This window comes from Pseudomonas sp. GW821-FHT01C01 (genome assembly GCF_059422645.1).
On the sequence record NZ_JBWKXF010000003.1, the window covers coordinates 75557 to 90876 of the forward strand.

At 62.7% G+C, this 15320-nt stretch carries 13 protein-coding genes; 7 read left to right on the forward strand and 6 right to left on the reverse strand.

Annotation, left to right across the window (positions count from 1 at the left end):
• Positions 1-68: 68 nt before the first annotated feature.
• The 6 genes from AC07XF_RS02965 to AC07XF_RS02990 form a co-directional block, all read right to left on the reverse strand.
• Positions 69-1649 carry a FadD3 family acyl-CoA ligase gene (locus tag AC07XF_RS02965; RefSeq protein WP_495025334.1) on the reverse strand — a complete coding sequence of 527 codons (1581 nt, stop codon included), beginning with the start codon at positions 1647-1649 and terminating at the stop codon, positions 69-71.
• A gap of 72 nt (positions 1650-1721) precedes the next feature.
• The gene (locus AC07XF_RS02970) at positions 1722-2468 is read right to left on the reverse strand and encodes an SDR family NAD(P)-dependent oxidoreductase (RefSeq protein WP_495025335.1); all 747 of its coding nucleotides are present in this window, start codon (positions 2466-2468) and stop codon (positions 1722-1724) included.
• A gap of 238 nt (positions 2469-2706) precedes the next feature.
• Positions 2707-3789, reverse strand: a complete 1083-nt coding sequence (locus AC07XF_RS02975) for a 2Fe-2S iron-sulfur cluster-binding protein (protein WP_495025336.1) — start codon at positions 3787-3789, stop codon at positions 2707-2709.
• Positions 3790-3802: 13 nt separating this feature from the next.
• Positions 3803-4558 (reverse strand): glucose 1-dehydrogenase, encoded by a 756-nt coding sequence (locus tag AC07XF_RS02980; protein ID WP_495025337.1) that lies wholly within the window; start codon positions 4556-4558, stop codon positions 3803-3805.
• Complete coding sequence (locus AC07XF_RS02985; RefSeq protein WP_495025338.1) at positions 4546-6225, reverse strand: FAD-binding protein; 1680 nt, start codon at positions 6223-6225, stop codon at positions 4546-4548. Before AC07XF_RS02985 ends, AC07XF_RS02980 begins: the two co-directional genes overlap by 13 nt.
• Positions 6226-6234: 9 nt before the next feature.
• Positions 6235-6750, reverse strand: a complete 516-nt coding sequence (locus AC07XF_RS02990; RefSeq protein WP_495025339.1) for a flavin reductase family protein — start codon at positions 6748-6750, stop codon at positions 6235-6237.
• A 1285-nt stretch (positions 6751-8035) separates the two neighbouring features.
• Here AC07XF_RS02990 and AC07XF_RS02995 point away from each other — a divergent pair.
• From AC07XF_RS02995 to AC07XF_RS03025, 7 genes are all read left to right on the forward strand, one after another.
• The gene (locus tag AC07XF_RS02995) at positions 8036-9220 is read left to right on the forward strand and encodes an acyl-CoA dehydrogenase family protein (RefSeq protein ID WP_495025340.1); all 1185 of its coding nucleotides are present in this window, start codon (positions 8036-8038) and stop codon (positions 9218-9220) included.
• 138 nt (positions 9221-9358) lie between these two features.
• Positions 9359-10480 carry an LLM class flavin-dependent oxidoreductase gene (locus AC07XF_RS03000; protein WP_429487235.1) on the forward strand — a complete coding sequence of 374 codons (1122 nt, stop codon included), beginning with the start codon at positions 9359-9361 and terminating at the stop codon, positions 10478-10480.
• Between the two features lie 735 nt (positions 10481-11215).
• Positions 11216-11578 carry a DUF6124 family protein gene (locus AC07XF_RS03005; RefSeq protein ID WP_495025341.1) on the forward strand — a complete coding sequence of 121 codons (363 nt, stop codon included), beginning with the start codon at positions 11216-11218 and terminating at the stop codon, positions 11576-11578.
• A 258-nt stretch (positions 11579-11836) separates the two neighbouring features.
• Positions 11837-12727 carry a VOC family protein gene (locus AC07XF_RS03010; RefSeq protein ID WP_495025342.1) on the forward strand — a complete coding sequence of 297 codons (891 nt, stop codon included), beginning with the start codon at positions 11837-11839 and terminating at the stop codon, positions 12725-12727.
• 11 nt (positions 12728-12738) lie between these two features.
• The gene (locus tag AC07XF_RS03015) at positions 12739-13620 is read left to right on the forward strand and encodes a CoA transferase subunit A (protein ID WP_495025343.1); all 882 of its coding nucleotides are present in this window, start codon (positions 12739-12741) and stop codon (positions 13618-13620) included.
• Positions 13621-13632: 12 nt separating this feature from the next.
• Positions 13633-14421 carry a CoA-transferase subunit beta gene (locus AC07XF_RS03020; protein WP_495025344.1) on the forward strand — a complete coding sequence of 263 codons (789 nt, stop codon included), beginning with the start codon at positions 13633-13635 and terminating at the stop codon, positions 14419-14421.
• A gap of 25 nt (positions 14422-14446) precedes the next feature.
• The gene (locus AC07XF_RS03025; RefSeq protein ID WP_495025345.1) at positions 14447-15319 is read left to right on the forward strand and encodes an enoyl-CoA hydratase; all 873 of its coding nucleotides are present in this window, start codon (positions 14447-14449) and stop codon (positions 15317-15319) included.
• Position 15320 lies beyond the last annotated feature (1 nt).

The window sequence follows — 15320 nt, forward strand, 5'->3', positions numbered from 1 at the left end:
TCTCAGTCAATATCACTGTTGAATGTGCCGACCCTTTCGCTGGTAAGCCAGCTCCTACAAGGTTGCGTTCAGCTGACTGGCTGCAGCGCCCACTCGCGCAACACATTCTTGGTCACTTTGCCCGCCGCATTGATCGGCATGCTCTGCAGCACCTGCACCCGGCGCGGCACCTTGTAGTTGGCCATCTGCTCACGGCACCAGGCGAGGAATCGGGCTTGCTCGATTTCCATCCCGGGGGCAGGCAGCAGGAATGCCATCGCCACCTCGCCGAGGCGTTCGTCGGGAATGCCGATCACCGCGGCCTGGGCCACGCCGGGATAGGTCAGCAAACACTGCTCGATCTCCGCCGGGTACACATTGAACCCCCCGGTGATGAACATGTCTTTGAGGCGGTCGGTGATGCGCAGGTAACCCTGTTCATCGAGCATGCCGATGTCGCCGGTGTGCAGCCAACCGTCGGCGTCGAGTATTTCCTGGCTGGCTTCGGGGTTGTTGAGATAGCCCTGCATCAGGTTGTAACCGCGAATCTGCACTTCTCCGGGAATGTTCGCCGGTTGGCTGCGACCATTGCTGCCGACACAGCGGACTTCGACACCGGGCATGGCGCGGCCACTGGTGTTGGCGACCAGCTCCGCCGAGTCACCGGAGCGGCAAATCGTGGCGAAACCGCAGACTTCCGTCAGGCCATACGCGGTGACGATGGTGGCGAATCCGAGTTCGTCGCGCATGCGGTGGATCATCTCCACGGGAATCGCCGCCGCGCCGGTTACGGCTACCCGCAATGAGCTCAGGTCGAACTCGCTGCGTTGCGGATGGGCCAGCAACGACTGATACAGCGTCGGTGGCCCGGGTAACACGGTGATGCGTTCGCGTTGCACGCATTCGAGCACCGCCTGTACATCGAACACTTGCTGCGGCAGGAGGGTGCAGCCACGCATCAGCGCTGCCAGCCAACCGGCCTTGTAGCCGAAGGAATGGAAGAACGGATTGACGATCAGGTAGCGATCGCTTTCGCGCAATCCGACGATATCGCTCCAGTCGCGCACGATGCGCAGGTTCTGGCCGTGGCTGGTCATCACGCCTTTGGGTTTGCCGGTGGTGCCCGAGGTGAACAGCACGTCGGACAAGGCCTGCGGGCCAACGCTTTGCTCGCGGGTGCGCAGGGCCAGTTGCGGCACGTCGGCCCCCAGATCCATAAACCGCTCCCAGGCCAGGGTGCCCGAATTGGCGCCGCGCACGCTGACGATGTGGCGCAGCTCAGGCAGGTCTTCCGACGCCAGCATGCCGGGGTAGTCCGCGCCGAGGAATTCGCCGATGGCAAACAGCACGCAGGTGCCGCTTTCGCGCAGGATGTAGCCAGCCTCGCTGCCCTTCATCCGGGTATTGAGCGGTACCAGGGCGGCGCCGACACTTTGCAGGGCGCCGGCGGCGACAATCCATTCCCATACGTTGGGCGCCCAGATCGCCACGCGGTCCCCGACCTGTACATCGAGGGCCAGCAGTGCGCGGGCAGCCTGGCGACGCAACTGGTCGAGTTGGCGATAGCTGATCGTGTGGCCCGCGTCCTCGATGGCCGGGCGGTCGCCGTAGGCCTGGGCAGCGTTGGCGAACAGTTGAGCGATGGTCAGTGCGGTGGCGACAGGCGGCATGGGGCCTCCCCGGTTAGAAGACAAATACGAAAAAGGGAGTAGGCCGGGCAGGGCGCCCGGCCGGATCGCGAATTACTGGGCGGGCGGGGCGAAACGGCGACCGGCGGAGAAACCACCGTCCACGGCGATCATCTGGCCGCTGACAAAGGACGCTTCGTCCGAGGCCAGGAACAGCGCGACGTTGGCCACTTCTTCCGGTTGCCCGGAGCGGCTGAGCATGTGCTGCGAGGCGAAGAAGGCGTGGAACGCATCATTGTCACGGACCATGCTGGTCATCGGCGTTTCGATCAGGCCCGGGCACAGGCCGTTGACACGAATGTTGGCATAGCCGTAGTCGATGGCCATCGAGCGGGTCAGCTGGTTGATGCCGCCCTTGGACACGTTGTAGGCCACGTTGCCGTCGCAGCCTTGCAGGCCGAAGATCGAACCGACGTTGATGATCGAACCACCGTGCTGCTCAACCATCGACGCCAGCGCGTACTTGCTGGTGAGCATGCTGCCGGTCAGGTTGATGTCCATCACCCGTTGCCAGTTGGCGGTGGTGGTCTGGGTCACGCTGCCCTGGTCGGCGACGCCGGCGGCATTGACCAGAATGTCGATGCGCCCGAAGCGGCTGATGACGTCTTGCATGACCTGCTGTACCTGCGCTTCGTCGCGCACGTCCAGGGTCATGAACAGGCCGGGGAAATCCGCCGGTGCGCCGCCGATGTCCAGCCCGACCACTTGCGCGCCTTCGGCAGCGAAACGGCGCACGCAGGCCAGACCGATCCCCGAAGCGCCGCCGGTGACCACCGCGACCTTATTCTGCAAACGAGCCATAACTGCACCTCTTTATTGTTGTGGGCTAATGCTGTGGCCGAGTCTAACGGCAGACTTGGCCTGAGTGATCGTCCAATGAGACTAAGCAATAGATCTCCCGTCGTGCACATTTCAACTGTGGGAGCGGGCTTGCTCGCGAAGGGGGCGGCAGCCTCGACATCATCGTTGTCTGACACACCGTCTTCGCGAGCAAGCCCGCTCCCACAATTGACCGCATTCCCCCCGTAGGAGCGTACCCTCAATCCGGGAATTTCAGACGTACCCGGGCACCCGTTGGCCGGCTCTGGCAGGCCAGCGTCCAGCCGTCGGCCAGTTCCTTGGGCGTCAGCACATCGTTGCGCGCCAACTGGACTTCACCTTCCTTGACCACGCACATGCACGCGCCGCAAAAACCTTCTTCGCAGGACGATGGCACGTCCAGGCCGGCGGCCTTGCAACTTTGCAGCAAGGTGTCGCCGGGTTGGCAGACAATTTCGTGTTGCTGGCCGTCGAGTTCGACGATCAGCGCCTCGCACTGCGACCCCATCGCTGCCTCGCGGGCGAGGGCTTCTTCGGCCAGCAGTTCATCGGGGTCCGGTGGCGAGACGAAACGTTCGACATGAATGCGTTCGGCCGCTTCGCCCAGCGCCAGCAGCGTGCGCTCCACGGTGTCCATGAACGGTCCCGGCCCGCAGATGAAGTAGTCGCCGCCGGCCGATCCACGCAGCAAATGACGGACTTGATGGTCCGTCAGGAAACCCTGCACCGAATCGAGAACGTGCACCACGTGCAGTTGATCAGGATGCGCCTTGATCAACCGGCACAGCTCGTCCTTGAAAATCACCGAGGCTTCATCGCGGTTGGCGTAGATCAACTTGATCGGCCGCCGACTGCTGTGCAGCACCGACTTGAGAATGGAAAACACCGGGGTGATGCCCGAACCGCCACCGAACAATACCAAAGGCTTTTCGGTGTCCGCCTGCGGGTCCAGGTAGAAATGTCCGGCCGGTGGCAACACTTCCAGCCAGTCGCCGACCTGCACTTCGTTCATCCAGTTCGACACCCGGCCGCCGTCGACCCGTTTCACCGTGACCTTGGGCAGTGCATCCGCGAGGGGCGAGCTGGCCATGGAATAGCAGCGGGTCAACAGTTTGCCGGCGAAGGGCACGCGAAAACTCAGGAACTGGCCCGGTTTGTAGCGAAAGCGCTCACGCAGGTTTGGCGGTACATCCAGCACCAGCGAGCGCGCGTCAGCGGTCTCGTCGATCACCGCGCACACTTGCAATGAGACGCTTGCCGTCGTGTGTTCGGCCGGGGTCAGGTTCTGTTGTTGCGTGCCCATGTTCACCTCGGCCTCAGAGCCCGCTGATCAATTGGGCGTTGTCGACGCGGATCTCGGCACCGTTGACGAACCGCGACTCGTCGGTGGCGAGGAACAGCACCACGTTGGCAATGTCCCGTGGCGCGGCCATACGGTTCATCGGGTCCTGGTCCAGCGCTTCCTGCGGGATTGGCTGACCACCGGCCAGGGCCTGGGTCATCGGCGTGTTCACGCCATCCGGGTGCACGCTGTTGCAACGGATGCGGTAACCCTGTTGCTTGCAGTGCAGGGCGATGGAGCGGGTCATCGCCGCCACCGCGCCTTTGGACGCCGAATAGGCGCAGAACATCGGCATCGCGCCCAACGCGGCCACCGACGACATGTTGATGATCGAGCCGCCACCGCTTTCCTTCATGGCCTGGATGGCGTATTTGCAGCCGAGGAAGTAGCCGTCGCCGTTGATCTTCTGCACCTTCTGCCACAGCTCCAGGGTGGTGTCTTCGATGCTGCCCAGGGCCAGGATCGCGGCGTTGTTGACCAGTACGTCGAGGCGGCCGAAGTGTTCCACGGTGGTCTTGACCACGTGTTGCCAATCGCTTTCGCTGGCGATGTCGTGGCGGATGAACAGGGCGTTGGCGCCGATTTCTGCAGCCACCTGGCGGCCGGCTTCTTCGTTGAGGTCGGTCAGTACCACTTTGGCGCCTTCGCGGGCCAGCAGCAGGGCGTCTTCGCGACCGATGCCGCTGGCGGCGCCGGTGATGATGCAGACTTTGCCTTCTACACGTTGCATTGTTGTTCTCCTGATCGTGCGGTTTGAAGTGCGAATTGGTCGGCCACATGGGCGGCAGCCCGGCGACCGGAATAGATGCAATCGGCCAGGGACAGGCCGGAGACATACAGGTTGGAAGCGACCCCGACGGCATTGCGGCCGGCGCTGTACAGGCCGTTTATTGGCTGGCCGGCAGGGTCCAGCACCCGACCGCTGGCCTCGCAGACTTTCAACCCGCCGAGGGTGATGACCGGGCAGGGGAAGAGTTTGCTGGCGAATGAAAGATCGAGGGCGTACCACGGACCCTGGTCGAGGTTGGCGAGCATTGCCGAGGACTTACCGAACTCGTCGGCCACTTCGCCTCGCGCTGCGCGGCTATAACGTTCGACACTCTGGCGCAGCAGTTCCGGCGGCAGATTGCAGCGTTTGGCCAACCCGGCCAGGCTGGAGCTGCGCTTGGCGTTGAACAGCAGGTTGAGCAGTACCGGCAGGCGCTGGAAATTCCACACTTTGCCGGGGCCGACCTGACTGAGTGCTTCTCGAACCAGCGCCCGATTGAGAATCAGAATGGCGCGGCCATCCTGTTCTTCGACCATGGCGTGGCCGAGGGTTGCGCCGTAGATTTCTTCGTTGGCGTAACGTTGTCCACGGGCATTGACGATCAGCCCACGGGCCCAGGCCAGTGGCGGATTGATGAAACGCCAGGCGCTGACCTTGTCCATCCGCGCCACGCTGCCACCGGCGCTTTGGCCCAGGGCGATGCCGCTGCCGTTGCACCCGGTGGCGCCCAGCGGCAGACCGGCCAGGTACTGCGGCGCGTGTTGGCGCACCAGATCGCGATTGAAGATGAAACCACCGCTGCTCAACAACACCGCCTGTTCGGCGCGAATCAATTGGCGGATGGCGCTGCTCTGTTCGATGCGACGCTGACGGGCGCGCAAGCAGTCGGCCAGGGCCGGGGCGTACATATGAATGGCGCTGGCCCAGCGCGACAGGCGTGCATGTTGCCGGGCGGCGCGACTGCCGGCAGGCAACTGCCAGGCTTCGACACCGATGACCTTGTCGTCGAGGTCGAGCACCAGCCGCCGCACTTCGCACTGGCTGCGCAAGCGTGCGCCGTGGCGCAAGGCGCTGGCCTTGAGCGGGGCGAACAGGCTGGCGCCGGACATGCCCGGGCCTTTGGTGCGATGACCGCGTGGCGCCGGTTTGGCGCTGGCGGCATAGGCCGGCACGGCTTCGTTGCCCGAGTAATAGAGGTAGTACTGGTCACTCGGGTACGAGGTTTTGTGCGGTGGAACGCTCGCCTCGAACGCCGCGCCTTGTCGCTCCAGCCAGGCCAGTTGCTCGCGGCTGCCTTCGCAGAAATCCCGTAGCGTCTCGGGGCTGACGGCCTCGCCGACTTCCTGGCGCAGGTAATTGAACATCGCGTCGCTGGTGTCTTCATAGCCAGCCTGACGCTGATATGGCGTGCCGCCACCGGCATACACCACGCCACCGCTCAGCGCCGTGGCGCCGCCGCCTTCGAAGCGATCCAGCGCCAACACGGCGAGACCACGGCTGGCGGCTTCGATCGCAGCACAGGCGCCGGCTCCACCGAAACCGACCACCAGCAAGTCGCAACGGTCATCCCATGGCAACTGGTCGGCGCTGTTCACTCGCAACGCCGTCAACCGGTTCAGGCTGTCCATGTTCGGGCCTCAGCCAGCGGCTGCGAGAGAAGGTGCGGGTTTGGCGGTGGTGGTGTAGCTGCCGTCGAGGTAGACCAGCGGGGTGATGGCGTCGCTGGTGTGGATCTGCAGAATGCGCCCGATGAACACGGTGTGGGTGCCGTAGCTGAAGTGGCCGTCCTGGCGGCAGAGGATCGCCGATTGCGCGTCACCCAGGTACGGAATGCCGCCGGGGCTGGTGAGCCAGTTGCCACGGTCGAAGCGTGCTTCGCCCTTGATCGCGCCGCTGCACAGGTGGGCCAGGTCTTGTTGTTCGACGCCGAGGATGTTCACGCAGAAGTCCGCGCCGGTCGCCAGTGCGGCGTGGGGGGAGGCGGTCTTGTTGACGCAGATCAGCAGCGATGGTGGTTCGGTGCTCAGGGAGTCGACCGCGGTGGCGGCCATGGCGAAGCGTTCGGAGCCGTTGCTGGTGCTGATAATGGTGACTGACTTGGCCAGGCGGCGCATGGCCTGGAGCATGTCGGCTTTGAGATTGACGTCGTTCATCGCACTGGGCCTTTTGGTTGTGCAGGGAGTGCGGTGGATTCTTGCTCTGGCTCCTGTCTTGAACATCGTCCGAGGGGACTAGGCCTTGGCGGCCTCTGGGCCGACCAGGCTCTTGTTGACCGTGTACATATCCGTTGCTGCGGTAACGGCGGCTGGCGGTTTCGCCCTTACGGCGAGTCCCTTTGGCAAACGCCCCAAAGGAACCAAAGGTCTCGCCCCTTGCGTCCGGCCCCTCGCTGAGGCTCGGGGTTCCTTCGCTCCGGCATTCATCCGGGGGCATCGCCTCCGGTCGGCTTCGCTTCGACCTCCTCTCGATGTGTTCGACTGCGTCGAACGGCGCTACGCGCCCCCCCCCGGATGAACGCCTCCACTCAGCCTGCCGAGGGGGCGGGTGGATCAAGATCAAGTGCTGCAGGCGAGCTAACGCTCGGCCTGATGAGTGGTGAAGAGCGTGTGTGTACGCCGATCTGCTCCTGCTCCTCGTAGGAGCTGGCTTGCCAGCGAAGGCGGCCTGCCAGCCGACCTGGCTCTACCGAATGTACTCGGTCCAATTGTGGGAGCGGGCTTGCTCGCGAAGACGGCCCGACAGCCGACTGGAATTTTGTGGATGTATCACGTCCAAAAGATCGCAGCCTCGTTGCACTCGACTGCTCCTACAGGGAAATGCGCAGGAAAGAGCCAGGCCGGCCGGTAGGCCGCCTCGCTTTGCTTTTGCGGTGTACGCCCCCTCGTGAGGCCGAGCGCAGGTTCTGCGCAGTGGGCAACCCGGCATGGATGCCGGGTTAGCCGCCCCCGGCCATGGATGGCCGATGGCGGCGGGCCCACGGAGCAGGACCGGAGCGCGGGCATGCCGAGCCTTAGCGAGGCACCGAATGTCAGGGGCAAGAGCCCTTTGGTTACTTTGGGGCTTTTCCAAAGTGACCCGCTGTAAGAGCGGAACCATAAGCGGCCGTTACCGCAGCAACGGATATGTACACCCACAAAATAATCATCGCCTGACACACAGCCTTCGCGAGCAAGCCCGCTCCCACAGGGATCTTCAGTGGCCACAAGTCCCGAGTAAAACCGGAGACCCACTGTGGGAGCGGGCTTGCTCGCGAAGGCGGCCTGTCAACCAACACATCCTTCTCAGATGCCCCCTGATACCCATTCCCCAATCCCACATGGTCCGTTTGAGGGATGTCCGCTCTGTTGCGCATTGCTTGAATGCGAGTGTAGGGGCGCTACACCCGCCCCGTTGCACGCGCGCCCCGGCGGATGGGGTGAACAAAGGAGAACAATAAAAATGCTCAACCAAGACCTGATTCGCCAGCGTCTGAGCCAACGTGCCCGTGAGCTGGTGCCGATCCTGCGTGAACGTGCCCTGAACGCCGCGCAAGCCGGGCAGTTGCCTGAAGAAACCCTGAAGGACTTCCAGGACGCCGGGTTCTTTCGCATCCTGCAACCGTCCCGTTGGGAAGGCTATGAACTGGAGCCCAAGGATTTCTTCGACGTGCAGATGACCCTCGCCGAAGGCTGCATGTCCTCGGCGTGGGTGCTGGGGGTGGTGGCGATCCACAACTGGCAACTGGCGCTGTTCGACGATCGCGCCGCGCAGGATGTCTGGGGTGATGATTCCAGTGTGCTGATCTCTTCTTCGTACATGCCGGTGGGCAAGGTCGAGCGGGTCGACGGTGGTTTCAAGTTGAGCGGCCGCTGGGGCTTTTCTTCCGGCAGCAAGCATTGCGACTGGGTGTTCCTCGGTGCGCTGGTGCCGCCGGCAGAGGCGGGTGGGGCGCCGGATTATCGGACGTTCCTGGTGCCGCGCAGCGACTACCAGATTCTCGACAACTGGAATGTCATGGGCCTGGAAGCCACCGGCTCCCACGACATTCTGGTGGAGAACGCTTTCGTGCCGGAGTACCGCACTCATCGGGCGTTCGACGGTTTCATGCAGCACAGCCCGGGCAATGCGGTGAACACCGCGCCGTTGTTCCGCCTGCCATTCGGGCAGATTTTCGTGCGTGCCGTTTCGTCCTCGGCCATCGGTGCCCTGCAAGGTGCGGTGGATCAGTTTGTCGAGCACAACCGTGCGCGAGTAGGAGTCAATGACGGTCGCAAAATGGTTCAGGACCCGGCCGCGCAATCGGCCCTGGCCAATGCCATGGTTTGCGTTGACGAGTGCAAGACCGTGTTGCATCGCAATTTCGCTTTGATGCTGGAGCGAGCGCAGAAGGGCGAGCCGTTGAGCATGCCCGAGCGGGTGAAGATGCGTTACGACTCGGCGCTGGTGGCCGACAAGTGCGCCAAGGCTGTTGGCGACCTGATGTTCAACAGCGGTGCTTCGACGATCTTCCGCAGTCACGCGATCAACCGTGCCTTCCGCGACATTCACACCGGTCGCGCCCACGTCGCCAACAGCCCGGCGAAGTACGCCTGGAACCTCGGCGGCGTGAGCATGGGCCAGGACAGCAATGACTTTTTCCTCTGACCGTTACCCATGGCTCTTTTCTATAAATCGGGCTAGTCCGTTTGCGTGATTCGAGCGCCCCGTCGATGCACGAGCATTGGCGGTAAGGCGAAGGTCTACGGCGCCGACTGCGCATCCAAATAAGCACAAGGATCAACCATGAAATTTTCCCTAATTTACGAAGCCCAGACGGTGGACTCCAGCCGTGAAGGCGACCGCAAGATTTTCCAGGACACCGTTGAGCAAGCCGTCCTCGCCGACAAGCTTGGCTTCGACACCTTCTGGTGCGTGGAACACACGGCGCTGAGCAACTACTCGCACATGTCCGCGCCGGAAACCATGCTGGCTTTCGTTGCCGGTAAAACCGAGCGCATCGGCATCGGCCACGGCGTGGTCTGCCTGCCTCCGGCGATGAACCACCCGGTGAAAGTCGCCGAGCGCATCGCCACCCTCGATCTGCTGTCCAAGGGCCGTGTGCACTTTGGTGTGGGCAAGGGCGGCACCCAGCAGGAAGCCGGCACCTTCGGCTACGACCTGGCGACCTTGCAGCCGCAGATCGACGAGATGATGTACCTGATCCCGAAAATGTTCGTGCAGGACGAGATCGAGCACAACGGCGACTTCGTGCAGATCCCCAAGCGTCCGATCCATCCAAAGCCGTATCAGGACCCGCACCCGCCGATGTACCTGGCGTGCACCAACACCGAGTCGCTGAAAAACGCTGGCGGACGCGGCATGGGCGCGCTGGTGCTGGGCTTCGGTGGCCCGGAAGAAATCGCCAAGAAGGTCGAGGTGTATCACACGGCCTACGACAACCGCGATGAGAAGAAGCAAGTGGGCTTCCGTCCAAACCGGCACATCGCCGCGCTGTGCCCGGCCATCGTGCTGGACGACAACGAAGAAGCGCGCCGCATCGGTATCCGTGGCCAGCGTTACTTCATGGAATCCCTGGGCTACTGGTACGGCGGTGGCGAGCGTCCGGATCCGCAGAAGTGGAAAGACGACACCTTCGTCGATGGCAACGGCCAGAGCGTGATCAAGTCGCGCTTCGCCTCCGAAGAAGTCAGCGTCGACTTCTCCGACCCGACCATGGCGATGATGAACCCGAACCACGCCTACGGCACCGTCGAGGATTGCATTGGCTACGTGCAGCGCCTGATCGATGCCGGCGCCGACGAAATCCTGTTCATCTGCCAGATGGGCACCGTGCCGCAGTGGGCGCAGCTGGAAACCCTGAAGAACATTGGCGAGAAGGTGATTCCGCACTTTCGCAAGAGCTGATTGGAGATAGCGCAAAACTGTAGCAGCTGCCGAAGGCTGCGTCCGAGTGCGCAGCACCCGGAAAAGGGCAATAAGCGGTGTTTCTGGACGGACTCGGTTTGCCAGGTTGCGAGCGCTGCGCACTCGGACGCCGCCTTCGGCAGCTGCTACAGGTTTTTCAGGCCTGGCACGGACGTCAGGCCAACTTTCCAACGGGTCCCCAAGGCCCGTTTTTTTATGCCCGCCGAATAAAATTGAACACCGTATACCCCTTGTAGGAGCGAGCCTGCTCGCGATAAACCGGAGAACGCCGCGGGGTGTCAGGCTTTCAGCGTTATCGTTGGCGACCATCGCGAGCAGGCTCGCTCCTACAGGTTATTGCGCAAGCTCGTGCCACCGATTTGGCCTTTGAACAGCGCCTGTTTAACGGCTGTCAGTGTTACTTGATGAAAGCTACAAGACCTTGCGGCATTGCCTACAGGTACGCCAGAATCCGCCGGCTTGTGCGGTTTGGAGGCCATCGGTAACTTGATTCGTGTCACTGATTCCCAGTGATCGGGTTTAGTAGCCCGAGGCTTAATCCAAGACGTGCAACGCTTCTAATCAGGCTTTATGCCTGCATTTTGATGGTGGCTGTACGCAGGGCGCCCTTGGGCGCGCCGGCTTCTTGGATTCCCCGGTCTACTAACCTGCGTACAGCTGCCACCCCTTCTTTTAGTAGAGAAGTGGTTCCAGCCCACATCAGGAATCCACACTATGATCAAACCTACGCCAAATCCTCCGGACACCGATCCGACATCTCCCTACGAAAGCCCCGATTCAAAAAAACTCAACGAAGCCGCCGAGCGCGCCCTCGACTTCCACTTCCCATCGGCGGCGGACATCAAAGCCACCCCGCGTACCGTAAGCACCTTGTTCACCGTCGACCCCGAAGTCACGACCGAAACCCTGATGGTGTATCTAGTGGAAACGCTGGCCTCGGTGGATGTGATGGTCCATCAACTGGTGGATCACCTGGAAGGCGGCGACCGCAATGCCCTGCTGGGTATTTCCAACAGCGTAATGCTGGCCGAAATCACCGCAAACCGTGTACTCGATCAAATCGATCCGCCTACATAAACCCGCCACACCACTGCCCCCCTGTGGGAGCGGGCTTGCTCGCGAAGAGGCCGGCACATTCAACATCTATGTTGACGGACACGCCGCCTTCGCGAGCAAGCCCGCTCCCACAGTTTTGATGCGTGTACCCCATCAAATCCGCTAGTCCCATTGGACGATGTTGGCCCTCGCCGAACCCGTTTGAATAGGCCCTACATAAAGTCTCCCCCGGCAGCCGCCGAAGGGTGGCACCGCCTGAGTAAAACGAGGAGTGCATCCATGGATATCCGTGGTCTGGGTTACGTCACCCTGTTATCCAGCGACCTGGCGCAATGGCGCCACTACGCTAGCCAGGTGCTGGGCATGATGGTCAGCGGCAACGATGAGTTTCTGTACCTGAAGATGGATGAGCGTCACTACCGCATCCTGGTGCAGAAAAATGCCGACAACGGCTTCGGTGCCTGCGGCTGGGAAGTGGCTGGCAAAGCGGCTCTCGAGCAGGCGGTCCTCGAGCTGCAACAGGCCGATGTGCAAGTGACCCGTGGCACCGCCGCCGAGGCCGAACTGCGCAAGGTCCAGGAGCTGGTGCACTTCAGCGACCCGGATGGCAATCGCCACGAACTGTTCTGGGGACCGCTGCAGGACTTCGCCCGTTTCGTCTCGCCGGTGGGCGTCAAAGGTTTTGTCACCAACGACCTGGGCATGGGCCACGTCGTATTGCCGGCACCAGCCTTCGAACGCTGCCGCGATTTCTACGAACAGGTGATGGGTTTCGGCCTGTCGGACCTGATGAAAGTCCGCTTCACCCCGGACCCGGCCGAGCCGCAAAAGCGCATCCACTTCCTGCACTGCAACAACGGCCGGCACCACTCGCTGGCGATTTTCGAGTGCCCGATGCCCCACGGCTGCGTGCACATGATGGTCGAGGTCAACGCGCTGGACGAAGTCGGCCGCGCCCTGGACCGCGTCCACGCCAACGGCGTGAAGCTGTCGGCCACCCTCGGCCAGCACACCAACGACCAGATGATTTCTTTCTATATCAAGACCCCGTCCGGGTTTGACCTGGAATACGGCTGCGATGGCCTGGTGGTCGACTGGGACCGCCACACGCCGTTCGAAAGCACCGTGGTCAGCCACTGGGGCCACGACTTCAGTGTCGGTCGCCAATGAGGAACATGACGATGGACAAGCAAATGACCACCGCCGAAATAGTCGGCCAACTGCGTGACGGCATGACCATCGGCATCGGTGGCTGGGGCCCGCGCCGCAAGCCGATGGCGCTGGTGCGCGAAATCCTGCGCTCGGACCTCAAGGACCTGACTGTGGTCGCCTACGGTGGCGCCGATGTCGGCATGCTTTGCGCCGCCGGCAAGATCAAAAAACTGGTGTTCGCCTTCGTTTCCCTGGATTTCATTCCGCTGGAGCCGTACTTCCGCAAGGCGCGTCAGGAGGCGGCGCTGGAAGTGATGGAAATCGACGAAGGCATGCTGTTGCTCGGTCTGCGGGCGGCGGCGATGAATGTGCCGTTCATTCCGACGGCGGTGGGCCTGGGCACCGATGTGCTGCGCCACAACCGCCAGATCAAGTTGATCGCCTCGCCGTACGCCGATGGCAAGGACTGGGTGGCCATGCCGGCGCTCAAACTCGACGCGGCGCTGGTGCATGTCGACCGTGCCGACAAACGCGGCGTGTGCCAGATCAGCGGCCCGGATCATTACATGGACGACCTGTTCGTGCGGGCCGCGACCCACAGCTACGTGACCTGCGATGAACTGGTCGACAGCGAGTATTTCCACCAGAACAGCGCTCACGCCCATCAAGTGTTCTGGGAACGCAACCTGACCACCGCCGTGGCCCACGTGCCGGGCGGGGCGCATCCGTCGTCCTGTGCGCCGCTGTACGGTTTCGACGTCGCGCACTTCAAGGCCTACAACGCCTCGGTGCAGGCGGCCGATGGCTGGGAAGGGTACGTGCGCGACTACGTCGACTGCACCCATGAACAGTATCTGGACAAGGTCGGCGGCCTGGCTGCGATCCGTGAACTGCCGTTGCCGATTTTCTAAGGAAGCCTTCCGATGAGCACTACTGATTACAGCCTCGCCGAGTTGATGATTTGCGCCGCCTCCGAAGCCTGGCGCGAGGACGGCGAAGTGTTGGCCAGCGGCATCGGCGTGATCCCGCGTCTGGCCGCTTCGCTGGCCATGCTGACCAGCAACCCGCAACTGCTGATGACCGACTCCGAAGCCTACATGGTCGCCGAACCGGTGCCTTTGGGCGCACGCAAGGGCTACGAGCCCAAGCGTGACAGCTGGATGGGTTTCTCGCGGATTTTCGACAACGTCTGGGGCGGCAAGCGCCATGCATTGGTCGGCCCGACCCAGATCGACCGCTTTGGCCAGGCGAACATTTCCTGCATCGGCGACTACGCCAAACCCAAGGCGCAGATGCTCGGTGTGCGCGGTTTTCCCGGCAACTCGATCAGCCACGCCAACTCGTTTTGCGTGCCGAGCCACAACCGTCGGGTATTCGTCGAAGGCGAAGTCGATATGGTCGCCTCGGTCGGCTACAACCCGGCCCGCCTGGCGCGTGGCTGGAGGCTGGACGACATCGACATCCGCCTGATCATCACCGACCTCTGCGTGCTGGATTTCCAAGGCCCGCAACGGCAGATGCGCATCCGTTCGCTGCACCCCGGCGTGACGGCGGCGCAGGTCCAGGACAACACCGGGTTCGAGCTGCACGTGCCGGACGATTGCCCGACCACCACGGCACCGACGGTCGAGCAATTGCAGCTGATCCAACGTCTGGACCCGCACAACCTGCGCGCCCTGCAGCTCAAAGACAACCCGCCAGGCCAGCGCTGAGCGCCCGCGTTTTCGGAGACAAGTGATGGCTGAACAAAACGACAAGAACGAGGCCGAAGTGGTCCTGTACGAAGTGCGCGGCGCGGTGGCAATCGTCACCATGAACCGCCCCGAGTACCACAACGCACAGAACTCGCAGATGACGTATGCGCTGGACGCGGCGTTTCGCCGGGCCTGCGATGACGATGAAGTGAAAGTCATCGTGTTGCGCGGTGCCGGCAAGCATTTCTCCGCCGGGCATGACATCGGCACGCCGGGGCGCGACGTCGACAAAACGTTCGATCGGGCGAGCCTTTGGTACGACCACACCAACAAACCGGGCGGCGAGTTTCTCTATGCTCGCGAGCAGGAAGTCTACCTGGGCATGTGCCGGCGCTGGCGCGAAATGCCCAAGCCGACCATCGCCATGGTCCAGGGCGCGTGCATCGCCGGTGGGCTGATGCTGGCCTGGATCTGCGACCTGATCGTCGCCAGCGAGGATGCTTACTTCGCCGATCCGGTGGTGCGCATGGGCATTCCCGGGGTCGAGTATTTCGCCCACGTGCATGAACTCAATCCGCGCATTGCCAAGGAATTCCTGTTCCTCGGCGAGCGCATGCCGGCACCGCGTGCCTATCAGATGGGCATGCTCAATCGGGTGGTGCCGCGCGACGAGCTGGAACAACAGACCCTCGACATCGCCGGGCGCATCGCGCAGATGCCGCGCCTGGGTCTGCAATTGAGCAAGCAAGCAGTGAACAACGCCGAAGACCTGATGGGCAAGCGCGCGACCATGGACATGGTGTTCGGCCTGCATCACTTCGCCCATGCCCACAATGAACTGGTGTCCGGTGACCGCCTCGGCGGCTACGACGCCAAGGCCATGGCCAGTTCGCAACGCAAGTCGGGCGGGGCGTGAG